Source organism: Streptomyces sp. E-08 (assembly GCF_049913095.1).
Classification (GTDB): domain Bacteria; phylum Actinomycetota; class Actinomycetes; order Streptomycetales; family Streptomycetaceae; genus Streptomyces.
In genome coordinates, this window is record NZ_CP183971.1 from 501,129 (window position 1) to 524,101 (window position 22,973).

Consider the following 22,973-nt stretch of genomic DNA (forward strand, 5'->3'; position numbering starts at 1 on the left):
TCCGTCCCTCCTCTCATACTCCTCCGGCGACGCCTCGACCGCATCGGAGGACCACGAGCTGAAGGCGTTCACCCGTTCTAAAATGGTGCTTGTGGGGCGTCGCGTGCCGCGCGCGTGTGAGCGGGTGGCGACAGGCCTGGTGCTGGAGGACGCTCATGACTCACTTCCTCGACACGCTTCCCTTCGACTGGACGCGCCCGGCAGCCCGCGAGCTGAGGGACTATCTCAGCGACACCTACTTTCGCGAGGACAGTGTCATCGTCCAGGTGACGCAGGCCGGGATACCGCCGGGAACGATCGGCTGGGGAAGGCCGATGTCCCTGGTGTGGCACGACCTGATCGACGCGGCACGGAAGCAGGACAAGCTCAGAGCGCTCCTCGCCCAGATCGTGGCCGGTGCCGACAGCGCGGTGGCGATCCGTCTGCAGGAGCTCATGCAGGCGGAACCGGTCGTGGAGGCCCCGGCGCCGACAGCGGCGGCAGGCGTCTGGAAGGACTTCAGCGACCCGGGTGCCCGGGAGCGCCAGATGTTCACGGAGTACTCGCTGCTCGATGTGGCATTCCTCCGGCGCGGGGTCGAACTCGCGCCGTCGGTGGCGAGGCTACTGGTCACCCTTCCCAGTGGGCGTTACTACGGAACCGCCTTCCGCATCGCGCCGGACGTCCTGCTCACCAACCACCACGTGCTCCATGACGACGACCACGGGGGCGAGCCGGCCACCCGGGTCGAGGTGTGGTTCGGATACGAGCGGGACCTCGCCGGACGCGACCTGACCCACACGGTGGTCATGGGGAGACCCGAGACCATCCAGGGCGTGCGCGCGTACGACTGGGCCGTCATCCGGACCGACTCCCCCATGCCCGGCGACCCTCCGGCGATCCGACTCGACGCCGCCGCCGAGGTGGCCACCGGGGACCGGGTCTACATCATCCAGCACCCCGGCGGAGGACAGAAGAAGATCGGCGTGCACCACAACGTGGTGCGGCACGCGGACGACGACGTCGTCCAGTACTGGACCGATACGGAGCGTGGTTCCTCCGGTTCCCCGGTGTTCGACGAGAACTGGCGCCTGGTCGCCCTCCACCACCGCTGGGTTCGCTGTGGCACCACCGGGGCACCGGAGTACCGCAACCAAGGCGTCCGGATAGGGCGAGTGCTCGACGGACTGACGGCTGCCAAGGTGCTGTGAGGCGGCGATGAACATCCTGGACCAGCGGGTGTTCCCGTTCGATGACGACGAGGGAAAGGAACTTCTGGCAAGCCTGCTCGACATCTACTGGAAGGCCGACGGCGCGACCGTCGTGGTGCAGGGGGCGGGGCTGGATCCCTCCGATTACGCATGGACCGCCAGCATGGCGGACACCTGGCCGAGGATCCTGGAACGCGCCGCCACGAAGGGGCGCCTGCGCGCACTGGTCGCTTACGTGGAAAGGGACCGGAGCAGCGCCGCCTACCCCGTCTTCGGGCGGCTTCTCAGGATTCCGCAGCAGTCCACGACGGATGCGTTCAACCTCAGCCTCTTCGGAAAATCGGGATCGAGGGCCCTGTTCGACAGAGCCGCTCTCCGTGCCCACCTCAAGGAGCTCACCCGTGAAGAGGGAGGCGGTGTGCTGATCCTCACCGGCGACGACGGATGCGGGAAGAGCTACTCCTGGTACTTCATCTCCCATGTACTCCAGGGCCTCGGCGTCTCGCCCGTCCTGGTCGACTGCGAGCGATGGGCCGGGACGGCGGCGACACCGGCCGATGTCATGCGGGACATCTGCTATCAGCTCGACTGGCCGATGCGGGATCCCGTCGTCGACGAGCCGGAGGACACCCAGGCCCGCGTGCTGCTCGCGTGGTTCAAGGGCAAGGTCCGCGCGCAGGGGGAGGGACTCTGGATCTTCTTCGACCGCCCGCGGGAGAAGCACCTCACCCCGGCCGCAGTGAGCCTCGTCAAGGAGATCGCCGTCGTGGCCGAACGCCACGAGGTGGGAGCCGGTCTGCGCGTGGTGCTCGCGGACCTCCGCGAGCCGCTCCGGCCCGAAGTCGAGCCGTCCGTGCTGCGCGAGCCCATCGCGCCCATCGAGACGAGCCACCTGAGAGCCTTCTTCGAGCGCGTGTCGGCAGCCGCCGGTCAGTCGGTCGACGAGGAAGCGGTGACCCTTCTGGTCGAGGAACTCCTGGAACACCGACCGCTCCCCTCCCCTCCGCCTCTGGGACGGCTCTCCTCCTACGCCGTGAAGATCGCCCGGGAGACCTTCGGACTTCCGGAGGACTTCAATGGCTGAGCTCCGGCCGATGTCCGCCCAGGAGGTGGCCGAACGCCTCAAGGCGGCACACGACAGCGGTGCCCTCGCGGCCGCACCTCCGGCACCGGCGGTTTCTCCCGCCCGGTGGAGGCTGCGAGAAGCGGCCACGCTCCTCGGCTCGTTCCATGCCGGCGCACTGGCAGCCTCCAGCGGCTCCCTCGACGCCGAGGATCTCCGTACGTTCGTCGTCCAGGACTGCGAGCGGGTGAGCACGGCCATGGGCAGCCGATGGAGGCTGACCTCCGGCGTACGGACCACGGTCCTGGAACGGATCCGTGACCGGCACCGGCTGCTCGACACCCTCGCCGCCATCGAACCCGACCCGCTCGACATCGACCGTGCCATGGCGGAGGCCTACCTGCGCGGAGAGGCGCCCCGTCTCGACGAGCAGACCATGGACCAGCTGACGGGAACCCTGCACGTCGTCCAGTGGCTGATACCCGCACGGCGCGCCGCGGAGGCACTGTGCCGGCAGGGCGTCCTCCTGCCGGCAGCGGAAGAGGTCGGGAACACGGTCGACCTGGCCACCGTGTTCCAGCCCCTCCGCCTTCTCGCCGGCGAGCACTTCGTCGGCCGGCGGAAGGAGCTGGCAGATCTGGCCGCTTACGTGGAGGGGGCGGCCGGGAGCGAGCACGGCACGCTCGGCCGACGGCCCCTCCTCGTCCACGGACCCGGTGGGGTCGGGAAATCCACGTTGGTCGCCCGCTACCTGCTCAACCATGCCGGGACGACTGCCGGACGAGAATTTCCCTTCGCCTACCTGACGTTCGACCGTGCCGACCTCCTGCCGCAACAACCGCTCACGCTGCTGGCCGAGGCGACGCGCCAGCTCGGACTGCTCTACCCGGCGTACGCGGAACAGGCGAAGCGGCTGGAGCACGCCGTCCGCTCGACGGTCACGGCTCAGACCGCGGTGCTCCTCGAAGCGAACGAGGGACTCCTGCCCGCGGTCATGGACGCCGACGACGAGGTCCTGATGCGCCGCTTCGCACAGTTGGTACGGGCGGTGTCGGAGGGCCGGCCGCGTCCCCTGCTCCTCGTGCTCGACACCCTGGAGCGGGCCCAGCGCCACGGCAAGGACGTCATCGATCGGCTGTGGGACTTCGTCGAAGCCCTTCGGCGCGCCTGTCCGGTGACGCGCGTGGTGTTCGCGGGACGGGCTCCCGTCCACCGGCCGACGCGCGAGATCGCCCTCGTCGGCCTCGAACCCCACCTGGCGCTGGACTTTCTTCGTATGCGGCTCGCCGAGGCGGGCATCACCTCGGACGACACCTTCCTGATCTCGGTCACGCACAAGGTCGGCTCGAGCCCCCTCAGCCTCAAGCTGGCCGCCGAACTGATCCGGCGCGAAGGGAAGGACGCGCTGCGCGACGCGGAGAAGCTCCGCGACATCCTGTTCCGTCTCGGCGACGCCGAAGTGCAGGCCGTGCTGTACCGGCGCATCCTTGACGATCTGGAGGACCCCGATCTGCAGCGCATCGCCAGTCCGGGGCTGACTCTCCGCCGCATCACCCCTCGACTGATCCGGACGGTGCTGGCGGTGCCGTGCGGCCTGGGCGAGATATCCGAGGACGAAGCGCTGCGGCTCTTCCACCTCCTCGCCACGGAGGCGGCTCTCGTCGACGTGGCACAAGACGAGGACGTGCTCGTGCACCGAGCGGACGTCCGGCAGGCGTCGTTGCCCCTGCTCTACCGAGAGCATCCCGAGACGTCGCGCCGCATCCACCGTCGCGCCGTCCGCCACTACGCCGCATCGGACGGCCCGCAGGCGAGGGCCGAAGAGCTCTATCACCGGCTCTCCCTCGGACAGTCCACGGACACGCTGGATCAGCACTGGGTGCCCGAGGCAAGCCTCTTCCTCGAGTCGGCGCTGGAAGAGCTGCCGCCATCCGGCCAGGCCTACCTCGCCGACCGGCTGGGCATCGCGATCGACCCCGCGGTGCTGGCCGAGGCGGACACCGAGGCCTGGGCCCGGCAGGTGGTCCGCCAGGCACGTACGCTGCTCGACGCGGGACAGGCGGCCGCGGCGCTGGCGTTCATCAGGGAACGTCCCGCGAGATTCCTCCCGTCCAAGGTGATCGCGCTGGAGATCGAGGCGCTGGCCGCACAAGGGCGAGCGCCGGAGGCCCGGCGTCTCGTGACCGAGACGCTGGAGCGTGCCGGCGAACGGGGAGACGCCGAGGCCTTCGCGGACGTGGCGGTGCTGGGGGCGCGGATAGCCGAGGACCTGGGAGCGTACGGTGAGGCGCTCGACCTGCTGGACCAGGCCCGGAAGGCCGCCGAAACAACGACCGGTCGGGTGGCGTGGCTACAGGCGAGTGTCGCTCAACTGAGGATCTACCGTCGGTCCGGTGCGGAGGGGTCGGCTCACGCCCAGGAGCTGCGGGCCGCCGTGATCGTGGCGACCGACCGGCTGAAACGTCGGGAGCGTACGGGGCACCCTTCCCTCGTACGGGAACTGGCCGCCGAAGTGGGCGACGTGGTTCCGAGCCTCCTCTCGGAGGCCGCCCGGACCACGGGCATCGACAACAGCGGCGGTCGGGGTGGCGCGCTCGAGTGGACCCTGACCGAGGCCGACGTCACGGACTTCGTCAACACTGCCCATGAGTCGGCAGGCGACGCCGACTGGTCCACGAGTGCACCGGAGCGTGGAGCACTCTCTCGCGGCAAGACGAGTCAGGAGTGGGGTGAGCAGGTCTCCGAGTATCTCGACAGCGCCCCCGCGATGGGCGCGACGTGGTCGAACGCGCTCATGGAGGCCTACCGCGCCGAGGTCGACGAGCCCACCTTCGGCCGTGGTCCGGCGGAACAGGACGACGACTGACCCACCGCGCCCGCTGCCCGCCCCGGCGGGAGGCCGGCGATCTGACAGACGGCACCGCTCGACGCGCTGCCGACCGACAAGAGGCGGCACCATGACCGGCGGATGGCGGTGACAACTCCGGCGAGGGAGCCGGAGACGAGGGTGATGTCGGCGAACTCGATGGCGACGTTGGTGCCGGTGCCGATCACGAGGCCCACGTCGGCCTGGGCGCCCGCCGTGCGTGCCACTCTCCTACCCGGCGAGTGCGAGGTTGTGCATCCGTGCGATGCCGAGCATGGCGTGGTGAACACCGTCGCCTTGAGACGGCAGTCGCGGAGGATCTTCCAGGTTTTCATCCGGGCGAAGACGTGCTCAACACAGGCCCGGACCTGCTTGTGGGAACGGTTGTGCTTCTCTTTCCAGTCCGGAAGTTCAGTCTGGCCGGGCGCCCGACGGTGAGGGATGACCAGCCTGGTGCCTTGGTAGCCGCCGTCGGCGATTGTGATCGTGTTGCCGACGGCGGCCTTGGCGCCGGATTCCTCTCAGCCGCGGGAGCCGTGCCGGTTGCCCGCCAGCGGCCGGCCGACCACCACAACGAGGCGGGGCATGGGTCCGAGGTGGTCGATGACGCGGTCCGCCGCCGACTTCGAGACCCCGAACAGCGGAGCAAGCCGGCGCATCGTCAAGTTCGTGCGCCAGTACGCCCGACCAACAGGGCCCTGCCCTCCAGCGGAAGGCTCCACGGCCGACCCTTGTGGACCGCATCCGCGCCTTGCCGCCGCAGGGCGGTCAGTAGCTTGCCGAAGCTGCGCTCAGCCCGGTGAACGCGGCTATCCAAGACGGCTCCGACGCCGTGATCACACCAGCCCCACCAAGATCATCTCATGTGACTGGGCGCCCGAGTCGGCATCGCGCGTCAACTGAGGCCGTTGTCGCTCGGTTCTCAGGGCTCCACACCGCAGCGTCGCGCAATTGACTTCAGGCGTTCGAGTTCCCGTCGCGCTGCTGTCGGATGGGCGAGATCAAGGGCCATCCCGGCGCGGGACGAGATGTAGAGGATGTCCTGGCAGGTGGCGGCGTCCAGGCCGGGGACGGTCTGGAGGCGGCGACCCGTGACGCTCAGGTAGATCGCGATGCTATCGAGATCCTCGCGCAGGTCCACAGGAAGCACCTGCCGCAATTCATCCTTGGCGTAGTCGCGCGCCTGCCGGTCCGCCGCGCAGGGGTCAGGCGGCACGGGAGCCCAGGGAAGGCCAGCTTCTCGGGCGTCGTCGTACATCTCCGCCACCAAGGCGCGTGCAGACGCGGGATCGCCCGCGGCAGCTGCCGCGCGAGCCGACTGCAACGTGGAGCGCAGTCGTGCACGGACCTGAGCATCCTCGCCAGTCCGAGCGTTCAGATAGCCGGACCACACGTCGAACGCCTTGCTCAACTCGGCATCCAACATGATCTTGTACACGTCCGGCACTCCGCCGCTCCTCCGTCGGGCCCGCCCCGGCGTGGACGGCAGCGGACAGAATAGGACGGGATCTGGGCGGGACGCCCGCGAATTACCTGGTGCAGGGTGCAGGAGCCACGCGTCAACTGAGATGCGTACTGCTGACACCCAAGTGCGCAGGTGCTGACTGAGCGGCTCCGTCTCATCTCACCAGTGCCAACAGCTACGGGACAGCCCTTAAGCCGGGGTGCTCCTTACTGATCGTTTCAGAATGGCAGCCGTGCCGATCCGCTGGGCGGCCTCGTCTGGCGGCAGCTCGGTCGGCCAAAGAGTCGTTCAGCGCTACGAGAACCGGGCAGGCCTTCACCAGGGGCTCCTCGAACTGGCCTGCTCCATCATCTGCCTGCGGCGACTCTCGCGATCATTCCGAAACGATCAGTAAGGGAGCTTGTTGTGACCACTCCCCCGCGCCATGTCTACGGTCTGACGCGGGCCGACCTCGACGGACAGCTCGCTTGGGCGTGGGTCGGTGAAGGCTCGCTCGCGGCTCTGGCATCCGACCGGATCACCGCGCGCGAGTGGGAGACGCTGCCCTCGGACCGGCATCGCGTGTCTGCTCGGGGCACCCGCGTCGTACAACCCCTTCCGTACGGCGCAGCTGAGCAACCCGATTGGTCTTGGTGGTGCCGTGGGTAGCGTAGTGTTGCACCTACCGACGCGGGGTGGAGCAGCTCGGTAGCTCGCTGGGCTCATAACCCAGAGGTCGCAGGTTCAAATCCTGTCCCCGCTACTGAAGTCAGATGAGGCTCGGATCCTGTGGATCCGGGCCTCATCTGTGCTGCGACTGACGTCGCTGTCGGTTTGAGCGACCGGCACGAAGGCCGCGGCCCGATGACGCCTGCCACCGCGGTGTCGGCCCGGTCATTCCCCACCCGGAACGCGGTCAGGCCGGACTACCGGCCTGGATGGAGGAGCGCAACGCTTCCCACCGACGGGTCCGCGCCCGCGGCGAGCACACCTTCACACGCAGGAAGACGTGGAAGATCCTCCACGGCTGCCGCTTCAGCGTTCCGGATGCTCTCCGAAACGCCCCGTGACCGGTCTTCCGGGAGCCGGCGCGGCTACTTGGCCAGCTTGCCGTCGGGCCGGACCGTGAACCACGTGCCGTTCACCCCGTGGCCGCTGGTGTCGCCCGGCTCCTTGTCGCCCGTGTACCAGTACAGCGGCCAGCAGTCGAGCGTGAGCTGCTGGGTGCCATCGGGTCGCTTGTACGGGATGACCAGCTTCGGGTCGATGCCCTTGAGATCCTTCTTGTCGACCAGCTTGGCCGGCTTCCAGAGCTTGAGGCAGTCGCCCTGGCAGTTGGACTTCATCGGCCAGGCGGTGTCCTTGGTGAAGCGGTAGAGCGTACGTCCTTTGCCGTCGCGGACGATCGTGCCGAGCCTCTCGTCCTTCACCGTGGACAGGGCCGGGAGGTACTTCGGCGCCGGGGGCCCGCTCGGCGGCGTCGTCTCCTCGGTCCCGCCCCCTCCCTGCCTTGGCCTTCGTGCCGTCGGGCGCGGCCGCGAACCAGGTGCCGCCGATGCCCTGTCCACGGGTCTGCCGGGGCGCGGTGTCCTGCGCGTAGCGGTAGAGCGGCCAGCCCATCGAACAGGACCACGCCGAGGCCGTGGTGAACTCGATGGTCGTCGTGGAGGCGCTCGACCGGCTCTCATCGGATCACCGGGACGTGCTGCTGGAGATCTACTTCCGGGGCAGGAGCGTCGCGGAGGCGGCGCAGGCACTCGGGATACCACCCGGGACGGTCAAGTCCCGGTCGCACTACGCGTTGAAAGCACTGAGAGACATGTACGTGGACCGGCCGAAGGCAGTAAGTGCCGTGGAATGGAAGGGAGTGGCGGTATGAGCATCAGGGAACACGACAGCGCGCTGCTCGGCGCCTACGTCCTCGGCGCTCTCGACGAGCAGGAGGTGCGGACCGTCGACGAACACATGGCGTCGTGCCAGAAGTGCCGCGACGAACTGGGCGAGCTGCGGGACATGGAGTCCGCGCTCGGCGAAGTCCCCCCGGAGGCGTTCCTCGACGGTCCCCCGGAGGGGGGTGACCTGCTGCTGCAGCGCACTCTGCGCCAGGTACGCGGCGAACGCGCCGCTCAGGCGCTGAGGCGACGGGCCTTCCTGGCCGTGGCCGCGACCGTCGCCGCCGCGGCCCTCCTCGGCGGCGGAGTCCTGATCGGCCAGAACACCGGCGACCGGACCGCTCAGGCCGTCCCTCCGGTCCCCTCCGCCACGACGAACCCACCGACGGCCCCTCCGGTGAGCGTCAAGTTCTTCGAAGGCCGCAGCGGGGAGACCGGCGGCGAGATGCGCCTCCGGGTGACGCCCGCCGCCGACTGGATCCGCCTCAACGCCTCGGTCACAGGCGTTCCGGCGGGCGAACGCTGCCGCCTGGTGGTGGTCGCGAAGAACGGTGACCGCGAGATCGCCGGCAGCTGGCTCGTCGCCGACGAGGAGAAGGGCTCGAACCTCGACGGTTCGGCGGCCGTCCCGATGGACGACGTCGCCGAGGTCGTCATCGAGAACGACCGGGGCAAGAAGTACGTGACCGTCAAGGTCTGACCCGCTTCGCCCCCGGACGGCGGCGGACATGGCATGGAGGCGTGGCACGGAGCGATGCCACGCCTCCTCCTGCCGGCCGGTCCACCGGGTGGTCCCGCATCCGGGCGGCAGACCGCGAGGCTTTCGCCGAGTTCTACGAGACGTACGCGCGTGCCGTCTACAACCATGCTCTGCGCACGACGGGCAACTGGTCCACGACCATCGCTCGAAGGGCGACGAAGAAACGGCCCGGTGGTCCCCCGCGAAGCGGCCCATGCCGTTCACGAGGGCTTCCGGGCCGGAGGACCCCGCCCGGGTTCAGCAGGCCCTGCCACCACTGCCCGGGGCCGGCAGGGCCACCTGCGGGAGGCGGGGGTCGGGCACGGCGGGGATGACGTCGGTGGTCTCCATCAGCCATCGGAGCACCGCGTCGCGCAGGCGCCGCTCGGTGTCCGCGTGGGCTGGGGCACCCGCCAGGTTGGTCCGCTCACGCGGGTCCTTCGTACGGTCGTACAGCTCGGGCTGCTCGTAGAGCCGCCATACGTACGTCCACTCACGGTCCCGTACCGCGACCGCCTTGCCGACCAGTTCGGGCCGTTCGTGCTGGATGGCGCCCTTGCGGTCGTACGGGAAGCCTGGGCGTTCCATCTGCTGCTCCTCCTCCACCGTGAATCCGCCCTCGGTGAAGGCGTACGTTCGGTGCGGGGCGTTCGGGTCGCGCAGCAGCGGGGTGAGGCTGCGGCCGAAGTGGCGGTGGGGGCCTCGATCCCGGCCAGTTCCAGGACGGTCGGCAGGACGTCGATCATCTCCACCATCGCGTCGCTGACCTGGCCTCCGGTGAATCCACCGCCGCTGATGATCAGTGGGTCGCGGGTGACGCAGTCGTGCATGGCGGAGGGCCACTTCTCGATCAGGCCGTAGTCGCCGAGGTATTCACCGTGGTCGGCGAAGAAGAGGGTGACGGTGTCCTCGGCCGAGCCCGCGGCCTCCACCGCCCGTGTGATCCGGCCGAGTTGGTCGTCGAGGCGGGCGACCATGCCGTAGTACGTGGCCACGACCTCGCGCCACTGTCCGGGGGTGACCTCGCCGATGCCGTAGCCGTCGCGGACGGCCCGCATGTAGCCGGGTTCGCCGGAGGGGTCGCCGGGGGCCGTGGGGTCGGGCACGGCGGCCCGGTCGAAGCGGGAGAACCAGGGTCCTCGACCTGGAACGGACAGTGCGGGGCCACCAGCGGCACGAACAGCACCCAGGGGTCCTCGGGAGGGTGGGCGAGCCACTCTTCGGCGGTCCGTACGGCAGCCTCGTCCGGGTCGATGCGGCCGTCGTCGGGCACCCGGCCCCGGTAGAAGAGCCGGGACCAGACGCCGTCCGGGTAGTCGCCCCCGTATCCGGTGGTCGGCAGGGTGGAGAAGCCGTATTCGTGGACGCTCTGCTCGGTGACGCCGGGCGCGAAGGTGTCCCCGCGGGCACCCGCCCAGGTGACGTGGTATCCCGCTTCCTTGAGGAGCCGCAGCAGATTGGGCTCGTGCTCCTTGAGGAGGTGGGTCAGGGTCCGGTGGCCGGCGGTGTGCGGATACCAGCCGGTGAGGAGGGAGGCGCGGCTGGGCGAGCACACCGGATGCTGCACGAAGGCGTTGGTGAAGCGGGTGCCGCGGGCCGCGAGCGCGTCGATGTGGGGGGTGTCGACGTGCGGGTTGCCGAAGGCTCCGACGGCGTCGGCACGCAGCTGGTCGGGCATGAGGATGAGGAAGTTGGGGCGGGAGGTCACGATGGTCCCTTTCATCGGGCCCAGGGGCCGGAAGCCTCGTCGACAAGGCCGGAGCGGAGGGCGGTGACGGCTCTGCCGGCGGTTTCGGCCGGCCGTGGCGGGGCGGGGTGAGGCCCGCGCGGTTCAATCGGGTCGGCCGTGATGACGGGGGGTGGGCCCGGCGGCGGCCTCCGCCGCGGACAGTTCGGCGGCGATGGCACGCAGTCGTGCGACCGGCAGCAGGCCGACCGCGAACGCGGCGATCTGGAGGAGGGAGAGGTCCGCGGCCACCCGGGCGAAGGGCCCGTCGAGGAGGGTCGCGAGGTGCTCGCGCAGCACGGCCGCCGCCCCGGGGTGCGTGAGCAGCTCGCGGAGGGGGACGTGCACGCTGAGCGGCCCGGTGGGGAAGTCCTCGGGGCGCGGCGGAGGCTGGCGGGACGCCTCCGCCTGGGCCTGCTGCGCCCGTACCAGCAGGTGCTCGCCGGTGACCGGGCCGGTCACGGGAAGGCCGAGGCGTTCGTACTGGTCGAGGGGCGCGTCGGCGGCACGCAGACCCTCGGCCAGCAGGCCCGCCATGCGCAGTTCGAGCGCGTCGTCGACGAGCGGGGACTCCTGTCCCGGGTCGGTGTCCAGGTCGAAGAGGAGGGTGCCGAAGGCGTACGGGTTGGACATGGCGTGGCCCGGGACCCTCAGGAGGGGCACGTCCTTGGTGAACGGGAAGGGCGGGACGAGCTCGGCGTTCCTCAGCTCCGCGGGTGCGAAGAGGCCCCGCATGTGCGCGGGCATCAGCGTGTGCTCGTACAGGGGCTGGTTGTACGGGTTCGCACAGGCCCGCATGTACACGTACCGGCCGTCGGTGACGCTGACGTGCCCGCCGAACGCGCCGAACAGGGCGGCCTCGCGCACCGGGGTGTCGTCGGCGACGGTCTGCCGCAGCGGCCTGCCCTGCATGTCGGGGGTGCGGTCGACGCCGAAGTACTCCAGCAGGGTGGGGCCGAGGTCGACGGTCTGGACGAGGGAGGCGCGGCGCTCGCCGTGGACGCGGCTGCGCGGGTCCCAGACGAAGAGCGGGGTGTGGATGGTCTCGTCGTACCAGGGTTGGACGTTCTTGCCCCACCAGCCGTGCTCGCCGAGGAGCAGCCCGTGGTCGGTGCAGACGATCAGCATCGTGTCGTCCCACAGGGCGAGTTCGTCCATGGCGTCCAGGACCCGGCCGAGGGAGCGGTCGCACATGGTCAGGAGCGCGGCGTACTCGTGGCGGGCGTGTTCCACCTGCTCGTCGGTCTCGATGACCTGTTTGTAGTCGGGCCAGTCGAAGTGGGGGCCGTCGTAGACGTGCGGGTACGGCTCCTTGTGCCGGGGGTAACTGAAGAAGGGTTCGTGCGGGTCGAAGGTCTCGATCTGCAGGAACCAGCCGTCCTCTGCGTGGTTGGTTCGCAGGAACTCCAGGCCGGCGTCGAAGGTGCGGGTCTGCGGGTGGTCGGCCTCGTCGGCGAGGTACTGCCGGTTGATCCAGTCCTGACGCCATGCCTCGCCGCGGCGGGCCCGCAGGCTCTCGGGGATGTCGGGGTCGGCGACGTGCCCCTTCCAGGGGTCGCCCTCCTGCCCGCGGAAGAACTCGAAGGTGCGGTAGCGGCCGTGGTAGGTGGCGCCGCCGTCCTCCCAGTAGTGCTGGTGGTCGGTGGCCAGATGGGTGTGGACGCCCTGCTCGGTGAGCATCTGCGGCACGGAGTCGTCGAAGGGCTCCAGTGGCCCCCAGCCTCTGTGCAGGAAGTTGTGGCGGCCCGTGTGCAGCTCGCGCCGTGCCGGCATGCACGGCATCGACCCGGCGTAGCAGGTGTCGAAGGTCGCGGTGCGCTCGGCGAGGCGCGTGAAGTTCGGGGCGTGCGTCCAGTCCGCTCCGTACGGGGGCAGGAAACGCCGGTTGAGCGTGTCGAACATGACCATGACGGCCTTCATGGGTGTCCTTCCCTGGCCTGTCGGTGGTGATCGCACGTCGAACGGGTCGCACCCGTCGACGAGCTATGTACGTTAGAACATAGCTACCGGGAAGCAAAGGCCTTCTCGCCCCCCGGTCCGCCGACACCCCACTCACTCCCCCGGAGCCCCCCATGAGCGATCCCGCCTCTCCCTCGCGCTGCTGCATGCCCGCCGGTGGAAGCCCGGTCCCCCCGCCCCCACCCTCGCCGACCCCGCCCGCGGCGTCCTCGGCCGCCCGCCCGGCACCTGTCGGAGCCGGCTCCCCGGAGACCTCATCCGGGGGCATGGTGCTGCTGCCCGGCGGCGAGTTCCTGATGGGCGCGGAGGACGCCGAGGGTTTCCCCGACGACGGGGAGGGGCCGGTGCGGCCGGTGCGGCTCAGCCCGTTCCGGATCGACGTCCACGCGGTGACCAACGACGCCTTCGCCGCGTTCGTCGCGGAGACCGGCCACGTCACGGACGCGGAGCGTTTCGGCTGGTCGTACGTCTTCGCCGGCTTCCTGCCGGCCGCCCTGAGGCGCGGCGCCCCGCGCCCCGGACGCACCCCCTGGTGGTGCGGGGTGGAGGGAGCGTCCTGGAACCGGCCCGAGGGACCGGGAAGCACCCTGGAAGCACGGGGGAACCACCCGGTGGTCCACGTCTCGTGGACCGACGCAGCCGCCTACGCGGCCTGGGCCGGCAAGCGGCTGCCGACCGAGGCCGAGTGGGAGTACGCGGCCCGGGGCGGCCTCGAACAGCGGCGGTATCCCTGGGGCGACGAGCTGAACCCGGGCGGCGCCTTCCGCTGCAACATCTGGCGGGGCACCTTCCCGTCGAAGAACACCGCCGAGGACGGCTACCGCGGCACGGCCCCCGTCGACGCCTTCGAACCCAACGGCTTCGGCCTGTACAACACGTCGGGCAACGTCTGGGAGTGGTGCGCCGACTGGTGGACCACCGCCCACGACACCGCCCGGCCGCCGCTCGACCCCCGGGGCCCGGCCACCGGCACCGACAAGGTCATCCGCGGTGGATCCCACATGTGCCACCGGTCCTACTGCGACCGCTACCGGGTCGCCGCCCGCACGGCCAACAGTCCCGACAGTTCGAGCGGCCACGCGGGTTTCCGTTGCGTTGCACCGGCGTGAAGACTCTTGACACCCGCCGACCGGCGGGTGAACCTTACGAGGTAAGTTCCCAGGAACATAGGTGACCGAATGCATCTCGACTACGTGATCCTTGGGGCCCTGGCCGTGCGCCGACTCTCCGGCTATGACATGCGCGGGTGGATGGAAGGGTCGGGCCGCTACCTCGGCTACGGCGTCCAGCTCCCCCAGATCTACCGGCGGCTCGCGAAACTGGTCGAGCGCGGCTGGGTCGGTTTCGACGTCGATCCTCGCGAAGGCCGCCCCGACGCGAAGGTCTACCGGCTCACCGAAGAGGGCCGCGAGGCGCTCCTCGCCTGGGCCCGCTCCCCCTTCGAGCCGTCGCCACGACCGATGGACCCCGACTTCAAGCTCCGCTTCGTCTTCGGCGGCCAGCTCGGACCGGAGATCGCGCTCGACATCGTCTCCACCGAGCTGGAGTACCGGCTGAAGCACGACGCCACCACCCCCGAGGCGCCGCTGCCCTTCGCCTACGAGGCGGAGATCCCCGAGCTCGACCCGGCATGGGCCCGCGAGATCCACACCATGGCCCACGAGAACGGATACGCCTCCGTCGCGGCGTACATCGCGTGGCTCCAGCTGACCAAGGCGCGCCTCGAACGCCAGATCGAGCAGCGCCGCGCCGAGCACCCGGACGAGCGGCACGCCGAGCGCCACGCGCGCTGAGCCTCCCCGGCCGACGGGGCCGGGCTCCGGCCCGCCCCGAGCCGGAGTCCGGCGTCCCGCACTCGGCGCCCGACGTCCCAGGCCGTCGCCCTGTCTCCCGCGGGCCAACTCGCCCGCGCCCTCCTCTTCTCCTTCCTCTCCCTCCGGGAGATCTCCGCCCTCACCGGCGGCCCCACCCCGCCACGGCCTCGGGCGCCCCTCGGGCGAGCCCGCGGTCCGGCGTACCCGAAAACGCCTGGAGTCCGCCATGCGCATCATCTACGTGGACGTCGACACGCTGCGCGCCGACCACACCACGCCCTACGGCTACCACCGCCCCACGACCCCGCACCTTCAGCGGCTGGCCGAGAAGTCCGTCGTCTTCGACCGCTACTACTGCTCCGACTCACCCTGCCTGCCCTCACGGACGGCTCTGACGAGCGGTCAGTTCGGCATCACCAACGGGGTCGTGGGCCACTTCGGGCCCGCCGCCCAGTTCCGGCTCGACGCCGGACACGGGCCGGAGCCGGACCGGCCCCTGCTCGGGCAGCGGCTCGGCTGGGGCGGCTACTACACCGCCGCCGTCTCCGTCTTCGCCGAACGGCATCGCGCCTACCACTTCCACGCGAACTTCCGCGAGTCGATCCGCGCCACCGACCGCTTCGGCGACGAGGAGGCCCAGGACGTCAACCGGGCGGCGATCGACTGGATCCGCCGGCACGCCGAGGACGACGACTGGTACCTCCACCTCACCTACTGGGACCCGCACACCAACTACACCCAGCCCGCAGAGTGGACCGAGCGGATGGCGGCGTCCGGGCCGGTGCAGTCCTGGCCCGACGAGGAGACCATCGCCCGCCACGGCGCCGAGATCTACGGCCCGCGCAGCGCCCTCGACCTCCACTACTCCCTCCGGGGCGCCGGCGCCTCTCCCGTCCCGCACAACATGCCGGACGCCATCCGCTCCCGCGCCGACTTCGAGCACCTGATCAACGGCTACGACGGGGCCATCTCCTACTGGGACCACCACTTCGGCCACCTCATGGACACACTGGCCGAGTTGGGGATCGCCGACGACACGGCCGTGATCGTCAGCGCCGACCACGGCGAGTCCTTCGGCGAGCAGGGCTCCTACGCCGAACACGGCCTGGCCAACGAGCCCACCCACCGGCTCCCCCTGGTGGTCTACTGGCCCGGCGTCACCGACGACCTGCCCGCCGACGCCCGGCGCAACGACTCCCTGCTCTACAACATCGACCTCGCGCCCACCCTGTGCGAGCTGCTGGGCCTCGACGTCCCCGCAGGCTGGCAGGGCACCTCCTTCGCCCGGGCGGTACGCGGCGAGACCCTCGGCTCCCGCGAGTACCTGGTCCTCGGGCACGGCGCACACACCTACCAGCGGGCCGTGCGCACCCGCGACCACCTCTACATCCGCACCTACCACCCCGGAGCCTTCCGCGCCGAGTGGGAGCAGCTGTTCCACGTCACGGACGATCCGTACCTCACCCGCGACCTGATGGCGGACGAACCCGAGCTCGCCGCCCGGATGCGCGCGCACCTCGCCGAGTGGTGGAACGAGTACGCCGGCCGCCCCGGCTGCCTGCCCGACCCGATGCAGGCGACGCTGCAGACCGGCCCCACGTACTACAACGATCCGGTTCGCTACGCCCGGCACCTGCGGGACACCGGTCGTGCCCCGCTCGCCGAGGACCTCGAAGAGCGGCTCGCCACCGTGAACTTCCCCGTGTCCTGGCACGCGCCCGACCGGCCCCGGACCGCCGAACTGCTCCAGCGCTGGGCGCATCTGCTCCAGACACGCGACCAGGAGTCCGTCCAGAACCGCTGAACCATCCCTCCGAGCCTCATCCACGGCGCCGACGAAGGAGTCGCACGATGCCGACCGAAGCCGCACCTCCCTCCTCACCCCGGCCAGGTGTCGCCTCCCTTCCCGCCGCCTCGGGAGAGAAGGCCCGGAACTGGCGCCAGGTCACCCTCCTCGGCGGGCTGATCAGCGCGGACAACGGCGAGGGGAGTGTCGTGTCCGTGCTGTTCCCCGCCCTGCGAGCAGCACTCGGCCTCCCGCTGGCCGCGCTCGGTGTCCTCGTCGGCGTCGGCAAACTCGTCGGCGTCGTCTGCGGCCCGTTCTGGGTGGCGGTGGCCCAGCGCTACCCGCGAAAGAACGTCCTCGCCGTGTGCGCCGGACTCTGGGGGGTGTGGACCTTCGCGGCCGGGTTCGCGCAGAACTACGTCCAGCTCCTCGTCCTGTTCACCGTCGCCGCCGTCGGCGTCGCCGGCGGCGGTCCCCTGGTCAACGGTCTCCTCGCCGATCTCTTCGACGACCGGACGCGGGGCAGGGCGGCCGGCTACATGTACGGGCTTTCGGCCCTGGCCACCGGACTCAGCGGGCCGCTGCTCGGTCTGCTGTCCGAGGTGGAGGGCGGCTGGCGGTACGGGTTCTTCTTCGCGGGCGCCCTCCAGATCCTGTTCGGCATCCTGGTCCTGCTGTTCCTCCGTGATCCCGGAGTCGGCGCCGCCGAGTCCCCCGGTGCAACGGCGCCACCTGCGGAACGGGCGCTGACCTGGGGTCGGGTCCGGGAACTGCTGCGCAACCGGTCCCTGCTGCTGATCTGCGTCCAGCGCCTGACCACCGGCCAGTTCGTCATCCTCAGCTTCGGCGTGACCTTCCTGGTCGACGTGCGCGGCTTCACCAATGCGCAAGCCTCATACCTGACCGTGGTGTTCGCCGTGGCCTACTTCGCCGGCACACTGCTCGGCGGACTCGCCACCGACGGGATCCACCGCCGCAATCCCCGCACGGGACGGGTCGCGGCGATGCAGTTCACGGTCTTCGCCTACGCCCTGGGCGTCTGCGCGGTGACTCAGTTCGCCTGGCCGTCCCTCGGCGCGTACCTCGCGCTGTTCGCCGTACTCGCCTTCGTCCAGGGCTGCACTCCCGGTATCAACCGGCCCCTGGTCATGTCGGTGACCCTGCCGGAGGCGCGCAGTGCCGCCTTCGCCCTGATGCTCTCGGCCGAGGCGGCCGGCTGGGCCGTGACGACCGTGCTGGTCGGCTACATCGGCGACGCCTTCGGGCTCCAGGCGGCGTTCCTGTGGGTCGTCGTCGTCCTGATGCTGGTCAACGGCGCCATGCTGAGCCTCCTCTACCGCACCTGCCCCCGCGACGCGTCCGGCGTGCGCGCCGAACTGGACCGCCGGGCGGCGGCAGCCGGCGCGGGCGGGGCCTGACACCCCGCCTCCCCCTCTTTCGCACATGCCCCTCCGAGCACCACGGAAGCCATCCATGCCTCGCATCACCGAGTCCCGCGTCCCCTACGCCTCCCGTGGCGGCGCCGAACAGCCCCTGCTGCTCTGGGAACCCCGGGACGAAAGCCCCACCGCCGTCCTGCTCTTCTTCCACGGGGGCGGCTGGACCTCGGGCGCGCCGGAGCAGTTCGCCCCGCAGGCCCGGCTGCTCGCCGCCGACGGCGTCCTCGTCGCCAGCGCCGGTTACCGGCTCATCGGCCGTGACGCCCACACCCTCGCCGACTGCCTCGCCGACGCCCGCGCCGCCGTCGAGCACGTGCGGCGGCTCGCGCCGGACCTCCCGTTCTTCCTCGCCGGGGGCTCCGCGGGCGGACAGCTCGCCCTGACCACGGCGCTCACCGCGCCGGACGGCCACCCGCCGCTCGCCGGGCTGGTGCTGTTCAACCCGGTCGTGGACCTGTGCGGCACGGGCGACCTCGGTGATGCTCTCCGCGGTCTCCTCGGCCTGCCCGGCACGGTGGCGGCCGAGGTCTCACCCCTCGGACTCGTCGGGCCGGGCGCCCCGCCCGCACTCGTCCTCCACGGAACGGCGGACCAGCTCGTCCCGATCGCCGACGCCCGCCGCTTCCGCGACGCCATGGAGTCGGCCAGGAACGCCTGCCGGCTTGTCGAGTACGAGGACGCGCCGCACGGTTTCTTCAACCCCGGTGCCGGAGAGCCGCGGTGGTTCGAGGGCCCGGTGGCCCAGACCCTCGCCTTCGTGCGCTCCCGCTCCACCGGCGCCACTGGATCCCCAGGAGACCACCACGCGGTCGTCGAAGCCGCACTCGCCCGTCTCGACCTCGACACCAAGGCCCGCCTGCTCGCCGGCCAGGACCTGTGGACCCTACCCGCGCTGCCCGAGATCGGCCTGGGCTCCCTCGTCATGTCGGACGGTCCCGTGGGGGTCCGCGGGGCGGCCTGGAGCGCCGGCGACCCCGCGCTGTGCCTGCCCAGCCCGACCGCGCTGGCCGCGACCTGGGATCCGGCGCTGGCCCGCCGGGCGGGCCGGGTCCTCGCCCAGGAGGCGCACCGCAAGGGCGCCCACGTCCTGCTCGCCCCCACCGTGAACCTCCACCGCTCCCCGCTGGGCGGACGCCACTTCGAGGCGTACTCGGAGGATCCGCTGCTCACCGCCCGGATCGGCACCGGCTACGTCACCGGGGTCCAGGAGAGCGGGATCGCCGCCACGGTCAAGCACTTCGTCGCCAACGACGCCGAGACCGAGCGCTTCACGGTCGACAACCATGTCCCGGCGCGGGCCCTGCGCGAGCTGTACCTCGCCCCGTTCGAGGCGATCGTGCGGGACGCCCGCCCGTGGGCGCTGATGTCGGCGTACAACGGCGTCAACGGCACCACCATGACCGAGCACCGCGCCCTCCAGACGGGGGTTCTCCGTGACGAGTGGGGCTTCGACGGGGTCGTGGTGTCGGACTGGCTGGCGGCCCGTGACACCGTCGGAGCGATCGAAGGCGGTCTGGACGTGGCCATGCCCGGGCCGCAGACCGTGTTCGGTCCGGCGCTGGCCGCCGCGGTAAGGGACGGGCGCGTGCCGGAGGCGACGGTCGACACGGCCGTACGACGCGTCCTGCTGCTCGCCGCGCGCCTCGGGCTCCTCAAGGGTGCGGCGCCCGCCGTGCCCGCCGACCGGAGGCCCGCACCCCTGGACGGCCCCGCGGTCGCCCGGGAGATCGCCACCCGCTCCTTCGTCCTGCTCCGCAACCCGGCGGGGACCCTCCCGCTGGACCCGTCGGCCGTCCCCAGCATCGCGCTGATCGGCCGCGCCGCCCGCGACGCCCGCTTCCTGGGCGGTGGTTCGGCGACCGTCTACCCCGCCCGGGTCGTCTCACCGCTCGACGGCCTCACCGCGACACTGCCGGAGGACGTCACCCTGACGTACGCCATGGGAGCCGACCCGAACGACCAACTGGAGGTCGCCACCAAGGGATTCGAGCTGCGGGCGGTCCTGCGCGACCTGCACGGAGCCGTTCTGGCCGAGCAGCCCCTCACCCTCGGCCGCGTCCGCTGGATGGACGCGGCGCTGCCGGACGATGTCGACTACGACGCCCTGGCGACGGTCGAGATCACCGGCACCTTCACCCCGCGCGACACCGGGATCCACCACTTCGGCACCGGCGGTACGGGAGACTTCCGGCTCACCGTCGACGGCACCGTGCTCCACGACGCGGCCGACCCCGAGGGCGGCGACCCCATGGAGGTGCTCACCGGCCGGGCGGTCCCGCGCGGGTCGGCCGAGCTGGAGGCCCGGCGGCCCATCGCGGTAAGTCTCCTCCACCGCGCCCCGAAGGTCGCCTTCGGTCCGATCCGCGGCGTCACCTTCGGCCTCACCCACCGCGACCCCCAGCGCGACGGGGACCGGCTGATCGAGGAGGCCGTCGAAGCCGCCCGCGCCGCCCACACGGCGGTCGTCGTGGTCGCCACCACCGAACGCGTCGAGTCCGAGGGCTTCGACCGGGCGGACCTGCGGCTGCCCGGCCGCCAGGACGAGCTGGTCGCCCGCGTCGCCGCCGCCAACCCCCGTACCGTCGTGGTCGTGAACGCCGGGGCCCCGGTCGAGATGCCGTGGCGCGAGGACGTGGCCGCGGTCCTGCTCACCTGGTTCCCCGGCCAGGAAGGCGGCGCCGCCCTCGCCGACGTCCTGCTCGGCCGGGAGGAGCCGGGCGGCCGGCTGCCCACCACCTGGCCCGCCCGGCTGGAGGACGCCCCCGTCACGCGCGTCACCCCGGAGGACGGCGTCCTGCCGTACGCCGAGGACCTCTTCGTCGGCTACCGGGCCTGGGAGCGGCACTCCGCAGCCCCCGCGTACCCCTTCGGCCACGGCCTCGGCTACACCAGCTGGGAGTACCTGGGCCTGGAGGCCGCCGACGGGCGCGCCCGGGTACGGCTCCGCAACACCGGCCCCCGGCCGGGCCGGGAGACCGTCCAGCTCTACGCCGAGCCCGTCACCCCGGCCGAGGGCCGCCCCGCCCGGCAGCTCGCCGGCCTCGCCACCGTCGTGGCGGAGCCCGGCGAGACGGTCGACGTCGAGATACCGCTCGCGGACCGGACGTTCCAGGTCTGGGACGAGGAGGCCGGGGCCTGGGCCGTCACCCCCGGCCCGTATCTCGTGCACGCGGCGCGCAACGCGGCCGACACCGTGCTCACCACCTCCCTGCCCGCCCCGCTGTCCGACCCCGGACGGCCCTGAGACCGCCCCGGGCGCCGGAACCTGACAGCCGGCGCCCGGGGCCCCTTGCCCCCTGCAACGCACCCCTGGAAGGACCCCCGCCGTGCAAGCCGATGTCATCGTCGTCGGAGCCGGACTCGCCGGACTCGTGGCCGCTCACGAGCTGACCTCCCGAGGCCGGAGAGTCGCCCTCGTCGACCAGGAAGGACCGGCCGACCTCGGCGGACAGGCCCACTGGTCCTTCGGCGGGCTCTTCCTCGTCGACTCGCCCGAGCAGCGGCGGATGGGGGTGAAGGACTCGTTCGAACTCGCCTGGAGCGACTGGCAGGGCAGCGCGGGCTTCGACCGCCTGACCGACCCCGGCGACGAGGACACCTGGGGCGTCCGCTGGGCTCGCGCCTACGTCGAGTTCGCGGCCGGCGAGAAGCGATCCTGGCTGGCCGGCCACGGCGTCCGTTTCCTGCCCACCGTCGGCTGGGCCGAACGCGGCGGGCTGCGCGCCGACGGGCACGGCAACTCCGTCCCCCGCTTCCACGTCACCTGGGGCACCGGCCCCGCGGTCGTCGCCCCGTTCATCCACAGCGCCCACGAGGCCGCCGCCGCGGGGCTGCTGCGCTTCCACCACCGCCACCGCGTCGACGAACTCGTCGTGACCGACGGCGTGGTCCACGGCATACGGGGCACCCTCCTCGCCGAGGACCCGGCGCCGCGCGGCGTGGCCACCAACCGGGACCGGGTGGGCGACTTCCAACTGACCGCCCAGGCCGTCGTCGTGGCCACCGGAGGCATCGGCGCCGACCACGAACTCGTCCGCCGCCACTGGCCCGAGCGGCTCGGCACCCCTCCCCGGCACATGGTCACCGGCGTCCCCGCGTACGTCGACGGCCGCATGCTCGACATCAGCGCCGCCGCAGGAGCACGGCTCGTCAACCGCGACCGTATGCGGCACTACACCGAGGGACTGCACAACTGGGACCCGGTCTGGCCCGGCCATGGCATCCGGATCCTGCCCGGCCCCTCACCTCTGTGGCTCGACGCCCTCGGCCGCCGGCTGCCCGACCCGTGCCTGCCGGGCTACGACACCCTCGCCACCCTGCGCCATCTGCGGACGACCCCCGACATCACCGCGTACGACCATTCCTGGTTCCTCGTCACCCAGAAGATCATCGCGAAGGAGTTCGCGCTCTCCGGCTCCGAACAGAACCCCGACATCACCGGCAAGGACCTCACCGCGTTCCTCCGCACCCGGCTGCTCGGCGGATCCGCCGCCCCCGCCCCCGTCGAGGCGTTCAAGCGGAACGGGGCCGACTTCGTCGTCGCCGACACCCTCACCGACCTCGTCGACGGCATGAACGCCCTGACCGAACACCCCCTGCTCGACACCGACCTGGTACGCCGCCAGATCGAGGCCCGCGACCTCCAGATCACCAACCCGTTCAGCAAGGACGCCCAGATCCAGGGCATCCACAACGCCCGCCGCTACCGCGGCGACCGCCTCGGCCGCGCCGCCGCCCCGCACCGCCTCCTCGACCCCGCCGCGGGCCCCCTCATCGGCGTCAAACTCCATGTCCTCACCCGCAAGACCCTCGGCGGCATCCAGACCGACCTCGACTCCCGCGCCCTCGCCGCCGACGGCACCCCGGTCGACGGCCTCTACGCCGCCGGCGAGGCCGCCGGCTTCGGCGGCGGAGGCGTCCACGGCTACAACGCCCTCGAAGGCACCTTCCTCGGCGGCTGCCTCCTCACCGGCCGCCAGGCCGGCCGCGCCGCGGCCGAGGCCGTCGGATCATGACCCGTCAGACCGGACAAGCCCGAGGTCGTCCATAGGTCGC

At 71.3% G+C, this 22,973-nt stretch carries 13 protein-coding genes, 1 tRNA gene and 7 pseudogenes; 14 read left to right on the forward strand and 7 right to left on the reverse strand.

Annotated elements, in window-relative coordinates:
* Positions 1-155: 155 nt before the first annotated feature.
* Genes ACN9MM_RS02480 through ACN9MM_RS02490 form a run of 3 tightly spaced genes read left to right on the forward strand, consistent with a single transcriptional unit; the run spans position 156 to position 5,119 of the window.
* On the forward strand, positions 156-1,190 hold the full coding sequence (locus tag ACN9MM_RS02480; RefSeq protein ID WP_426362082.1) for a trypsin-like peptidase domain-containing protein: 1,035 nt from the start codon (positions 156-158) through the stop codon (positions 1,188-1,190).
* A gap of 7 nt (positions 1,191-1,197) precedes the next feature.
* Complete coding sequence (locus ACN9MM_RS02485; protein ID WP_426362083.1) at positions 1,198-2,274, forward strand: effector-associated domain EAD1-containing protein; 1,077 nt, start codon at positions 1,198-1,200, stop codon at positions 2,272-2,274.
* Entirely contained in the window at positions 2,267-5,119 is a 2,853-nt protein-coding gene (locus ACN9MM_RS02490) for an AAA family ATPase (RefSeq protein ID WP_426362084.1), read from the forward strand. The genes ACN9MM_RS02485 and ACN9MM_RS02490 overlap by 8 nt, the downstream gene beginning before the upstream one ends.
* 231 nt (positions 5,120-5,350) lie before the next feature.
* Here ACN9MM_RS02490 and ACN9MM_RS02495 read toward each other — a convergent pair.
* Together ACN9MM_RS02495 and ACN9MM_RS02500 are read right to left on the reverse strand one after the other, a co-directional pair.
* Positions 5,351-5,959 (reverse strand): annotated as a pseudogene (locus tag ACN9MM_RS02495) (transposase family protein).
* Positions 5,960-6,041: 82 nt separating this feature from the next.
* Positions 6,042-6,566 (reverse strand): hypothetical protein, encoded by a 525-nt coding sequence (locus ACN9MM_RS02500; RefSeq protein WP_426362085.1) that lies wholly within the window; start codon positions 6,564-6,566, stop codon positions 6,042-6,044.
* A 686-nt stretch (positions 6,567-7,252) separates the two neighbouring features.
* Here ACN9MM_RS02500 and ACN9MM_RS02505 point away from each other — a divergent pair.
* Both ACN9MM_RS02505 and ACN9MM_RS02510 read left to right on the forward strand, forming a co-directional pair.
* Positions 7,253-7,326: transfer RNA gene (locus tag ACN9MM_RS02505), tRNA-Met, on the forward strand.
* A gap of 118 nt (positions 7,327-7,444) precedes the next feature.
* Positions 7,445-7,597: pseudogene (locus tag ACN9MM_RS02510) on the forward strand (IS5/IS1182 family transposase); the annotation flags it as partial.
* 60 nt (positions 7,598-7,657) lie between these two features.
* Here the strand turns inward: ACN9MM_RS02510 and ACN9MM_RS02515 are convergent.
* Positions 7,658-8,180, reverse strand: a pseudogene (locus ACN9MM_RS02515) (SCO0930 family lipoprotein); the annotation flags it as partial.
* Between ACN9MM_RS02515 and ACN9MM_RS02520 the strand changes: the two are divergent.
* Together ACN9MM_RS02520 and ACN9MM_RS02525 are read left to right on the forward strand one after the other, a co-directional pair.
* A pseudogene (locus tag ACN9MM_RS02520) lies at positions 8,179-8,442 on the forward strand (sigma-70 family RNA polymerase sigma factor); the annotation flags it as partial. The pseudogenes ACN9MM_RS02515 and ACN9MM_RS02520 overlap by 2 nt on opposite strands.
* A complete protein-coding gene (locus ACN9MM_RS02525) occupies positions 8,439-9,155 on the forward strand; it encodes a zf-HC2 domain-containing protein (RefSeq protein ID WP_426362086.1) in 717 nt (238 codons plus the stop codon). The pseudogene ACN9MM_RS02520 and the gene ACN9MM_RS02525, both read left to right, overlap by 4 nt.
* 297 nt (positions 9,156-9,452) lie before the next feature.
* On the opposite strand, the gene ACN9MM_RS02530 is transcribed toward ACN9MM_RS02525, so the two are convergent.
* The 4 genes and pseudogenes from ACN9MM_RS02530 to ACN9MM_RS02545 all read right to left on the reverse strand — a co-directional run bounded on the left by ACN9MM_RS02530 (position 9,453) and on the right by ACN9MM_RS02545 (position 12,840).
* Entirely contained in the window at positions 9,453-9,782 is a 330-nt protein-coding gene (locus ACN9MM_RS02530; RefSeq protein ID WP_426368955.1) for a hypothetical protein, read from the reverse strand.
* A 176-nt stretch (positions 9,783-9,958) separates the two neighbouring features.
* Positions 9,959-10,252, reverse strand: a pseudogene (locus ACN9MM_RS02535) (sulfatase-like hydrolase/transferase); the annotation flags it as partial.
* Between the two features lie 56 nt (positions 10,253-10,308).
* Positions 10,309-10,917, reverse strand: a pseudogene (locus ACN9MM_RS02540) (sulfatase-like hydrolase/transferase); the annotation flags it as partial.
* A 108-nt stretch (positions 10,918-11,025) separates the two neighbouring features.
* Entirely contained in the window at positions 11,026-12,840 is a 1,815-nt protein-coding gene (locus tag ACN9MM_RS02545; protein ID WP_426362087.1) for a sulfatase, read from the reverse strand.
* A 185-nt stretch (positions 12,841-13,025) separates the two neighbouring features.
* Here ACN9MM_RS02545 and ACN9MM_RS02550 point away from each other — a divergent pair, with 185 nt between their 5' ends.
* The 7 genes and pseudogenes from ACN9MM_RS02550 (at position 13,026) to ACN9MM_RS02580 (ending at position 22,933) form a co-directional block, all read left to right on the forward strand.
* Positions 13,026-13,988, forward strand: coding sequence for a formylglycine-generating enzyme family protein (locus tag ACN9MM_RS02550; RefSeq protein ID WP_426368642.1), 963 nt, complete (start codon positions 13,026-13,028; stop codon positions 13,986-13,988).
* Between the two features lie 69 nt (positions 13,989-14,057).
* Complete coding sequence (locus ACN9MM_RS02555; RefSeq protein WP_426362088.1) at positions 14,058-14,672, forward strand: PadR family transcriptional regulator; 615 nt, start codon at positions 14,058-14,060, stop codon at positions 14,670-14,672.
* Between the two features lie 247 nt (positions 14,673-14,919).
* A complete protein-coding gene (locus ACN9MM_RS02560) occupies positions 14,920-16,497 on the forward strand; it encodes a sulfatase family protein (protein WP_426362089.1) in 1,578 nt (525 codons plus the stop codon).
* 47 nt (positions 16,498-16,544) lie between these two features.
* Positions 16,545-17,897, forward strand: a complete 1,353-nt coding sequence (locus ACN9MM_RS02565) for an MFS transporter (RefSeq protein ID WP_426362090.1) — start codon at positions 16,545-16,547, stop codon at positions 17,895-17,897.
* A 55-nt stretch (positions 17,898-17,952) separates the two neighbouring features.
* Positions 17,953-18,633 (forward strand): annotated as a pseudogene (locus ACN9MM_RS02570) (alpha/beta hydrolase); the annotation flags it as partial.
* 42 nt (positions 18,634-18,675) lie between these two features.
* On the forward strand, positions 18,676-21,162 hold the full coding sequence (locus tag ACN9MM_RS02575; protein WP_426368643.1) for a beta-glucosidase: 2,487 nt from the start codon (positions 18,676-18,678) through the stop codon (positions 21,160-21,162).
* Between the two features lie 82 nt (positions 21,163-21,244).
* A complete protein-coding gene (locus ACN9MM_RS02580; RefSeq protein WP_426362091.1) occupies positions 21,245-22,933 on the forward strand; it encodes an FAD-binding dehydrogenase in 1,689 nt (562 codons plus the stop codon).
* Positions 22,934-22,973 lie beyond the last annotated feature (40 nt).

What these genes read in the sequence shown, in the direction of transcription:
- ACN9MM_RS02480 (WP_426362082.1), top strand. Translation starts at nt 156, where the DNA reads ATGACTCACTTCCTCGACACGCTTCCCTTCGACTGGACGCGCCCGGCA.
- ACN9MM_RS02485 (WP_426362083.1), top strand. Translation starts at nt 1,198, where the DNA reads ATGAACATCCTGGACCAGCGGGTGTTCCCGTTCGATGACGACGAGGGA.
- ACN9MM_RS02490 (WP_426362084.1), top strand. Translation starts at nt 2,267, where the DNA reads ATGGCTGAGCTCCGGCCGATGTCCGCCCAGGAGGTGGCCGAACGCCTC.
- ACN9MM_RS02525 (WP_426362086.1), top strand. Translation starts at nt 8,439, where the DNA reads ATGAGCATCAGGGAACACGACAGCGCGCTGCTCGGCGCCTACGTCCTC.
- ACN9MM_RS02530 (WP_426368955.1), bottom strand. Translation starts at nt 9,782, where the DNA reads ATGGAACGCCCAGGCTTCCCGTACGACCGCAAGGGCGCCATCCAGCAC.
- ACN9MM_RS02545 (WP_426362087.1), bottom strand. Translation starts at nt 12,840, where the DNA reads ATGAAGGCCGTCATGGTCATGTTCGACACGCTCAACCGGCGTTTCCTG.
- ACN9MM_RS02550 (WP_426368642.1), top strand. Translation starts at nt 13,026, where the DNA reads ATGCCCGCCGGTGGAAGCCCGGTCCCCCCGCCCCCACCCTCGCCGACC.
- ACN9MM_RS02555 (WP_426362088.1), top strand. Translation starts at nt 14,058, where the DNA reads ATGCATCTCGACTACGTGATCCTTGGGGCCCTGGCCGTGCGCCGACTC.
- ACN9MM_RS02560 (WP_426362089.1), top strand. Translation starts at nt 14,920, where the DNA reads ATGCGCATCATCTACGTGGACGTCGACACGCTGCGCGCCGACCACACC.
- ACN9MM_RS02565 (WP_426362090.1), top strand. Translation starts at nt 16,545, where the DNA reads ATGCCGACCGAAGCCGCACCTCCCTCCTCACCCCGGCCAGGTGTCGCC.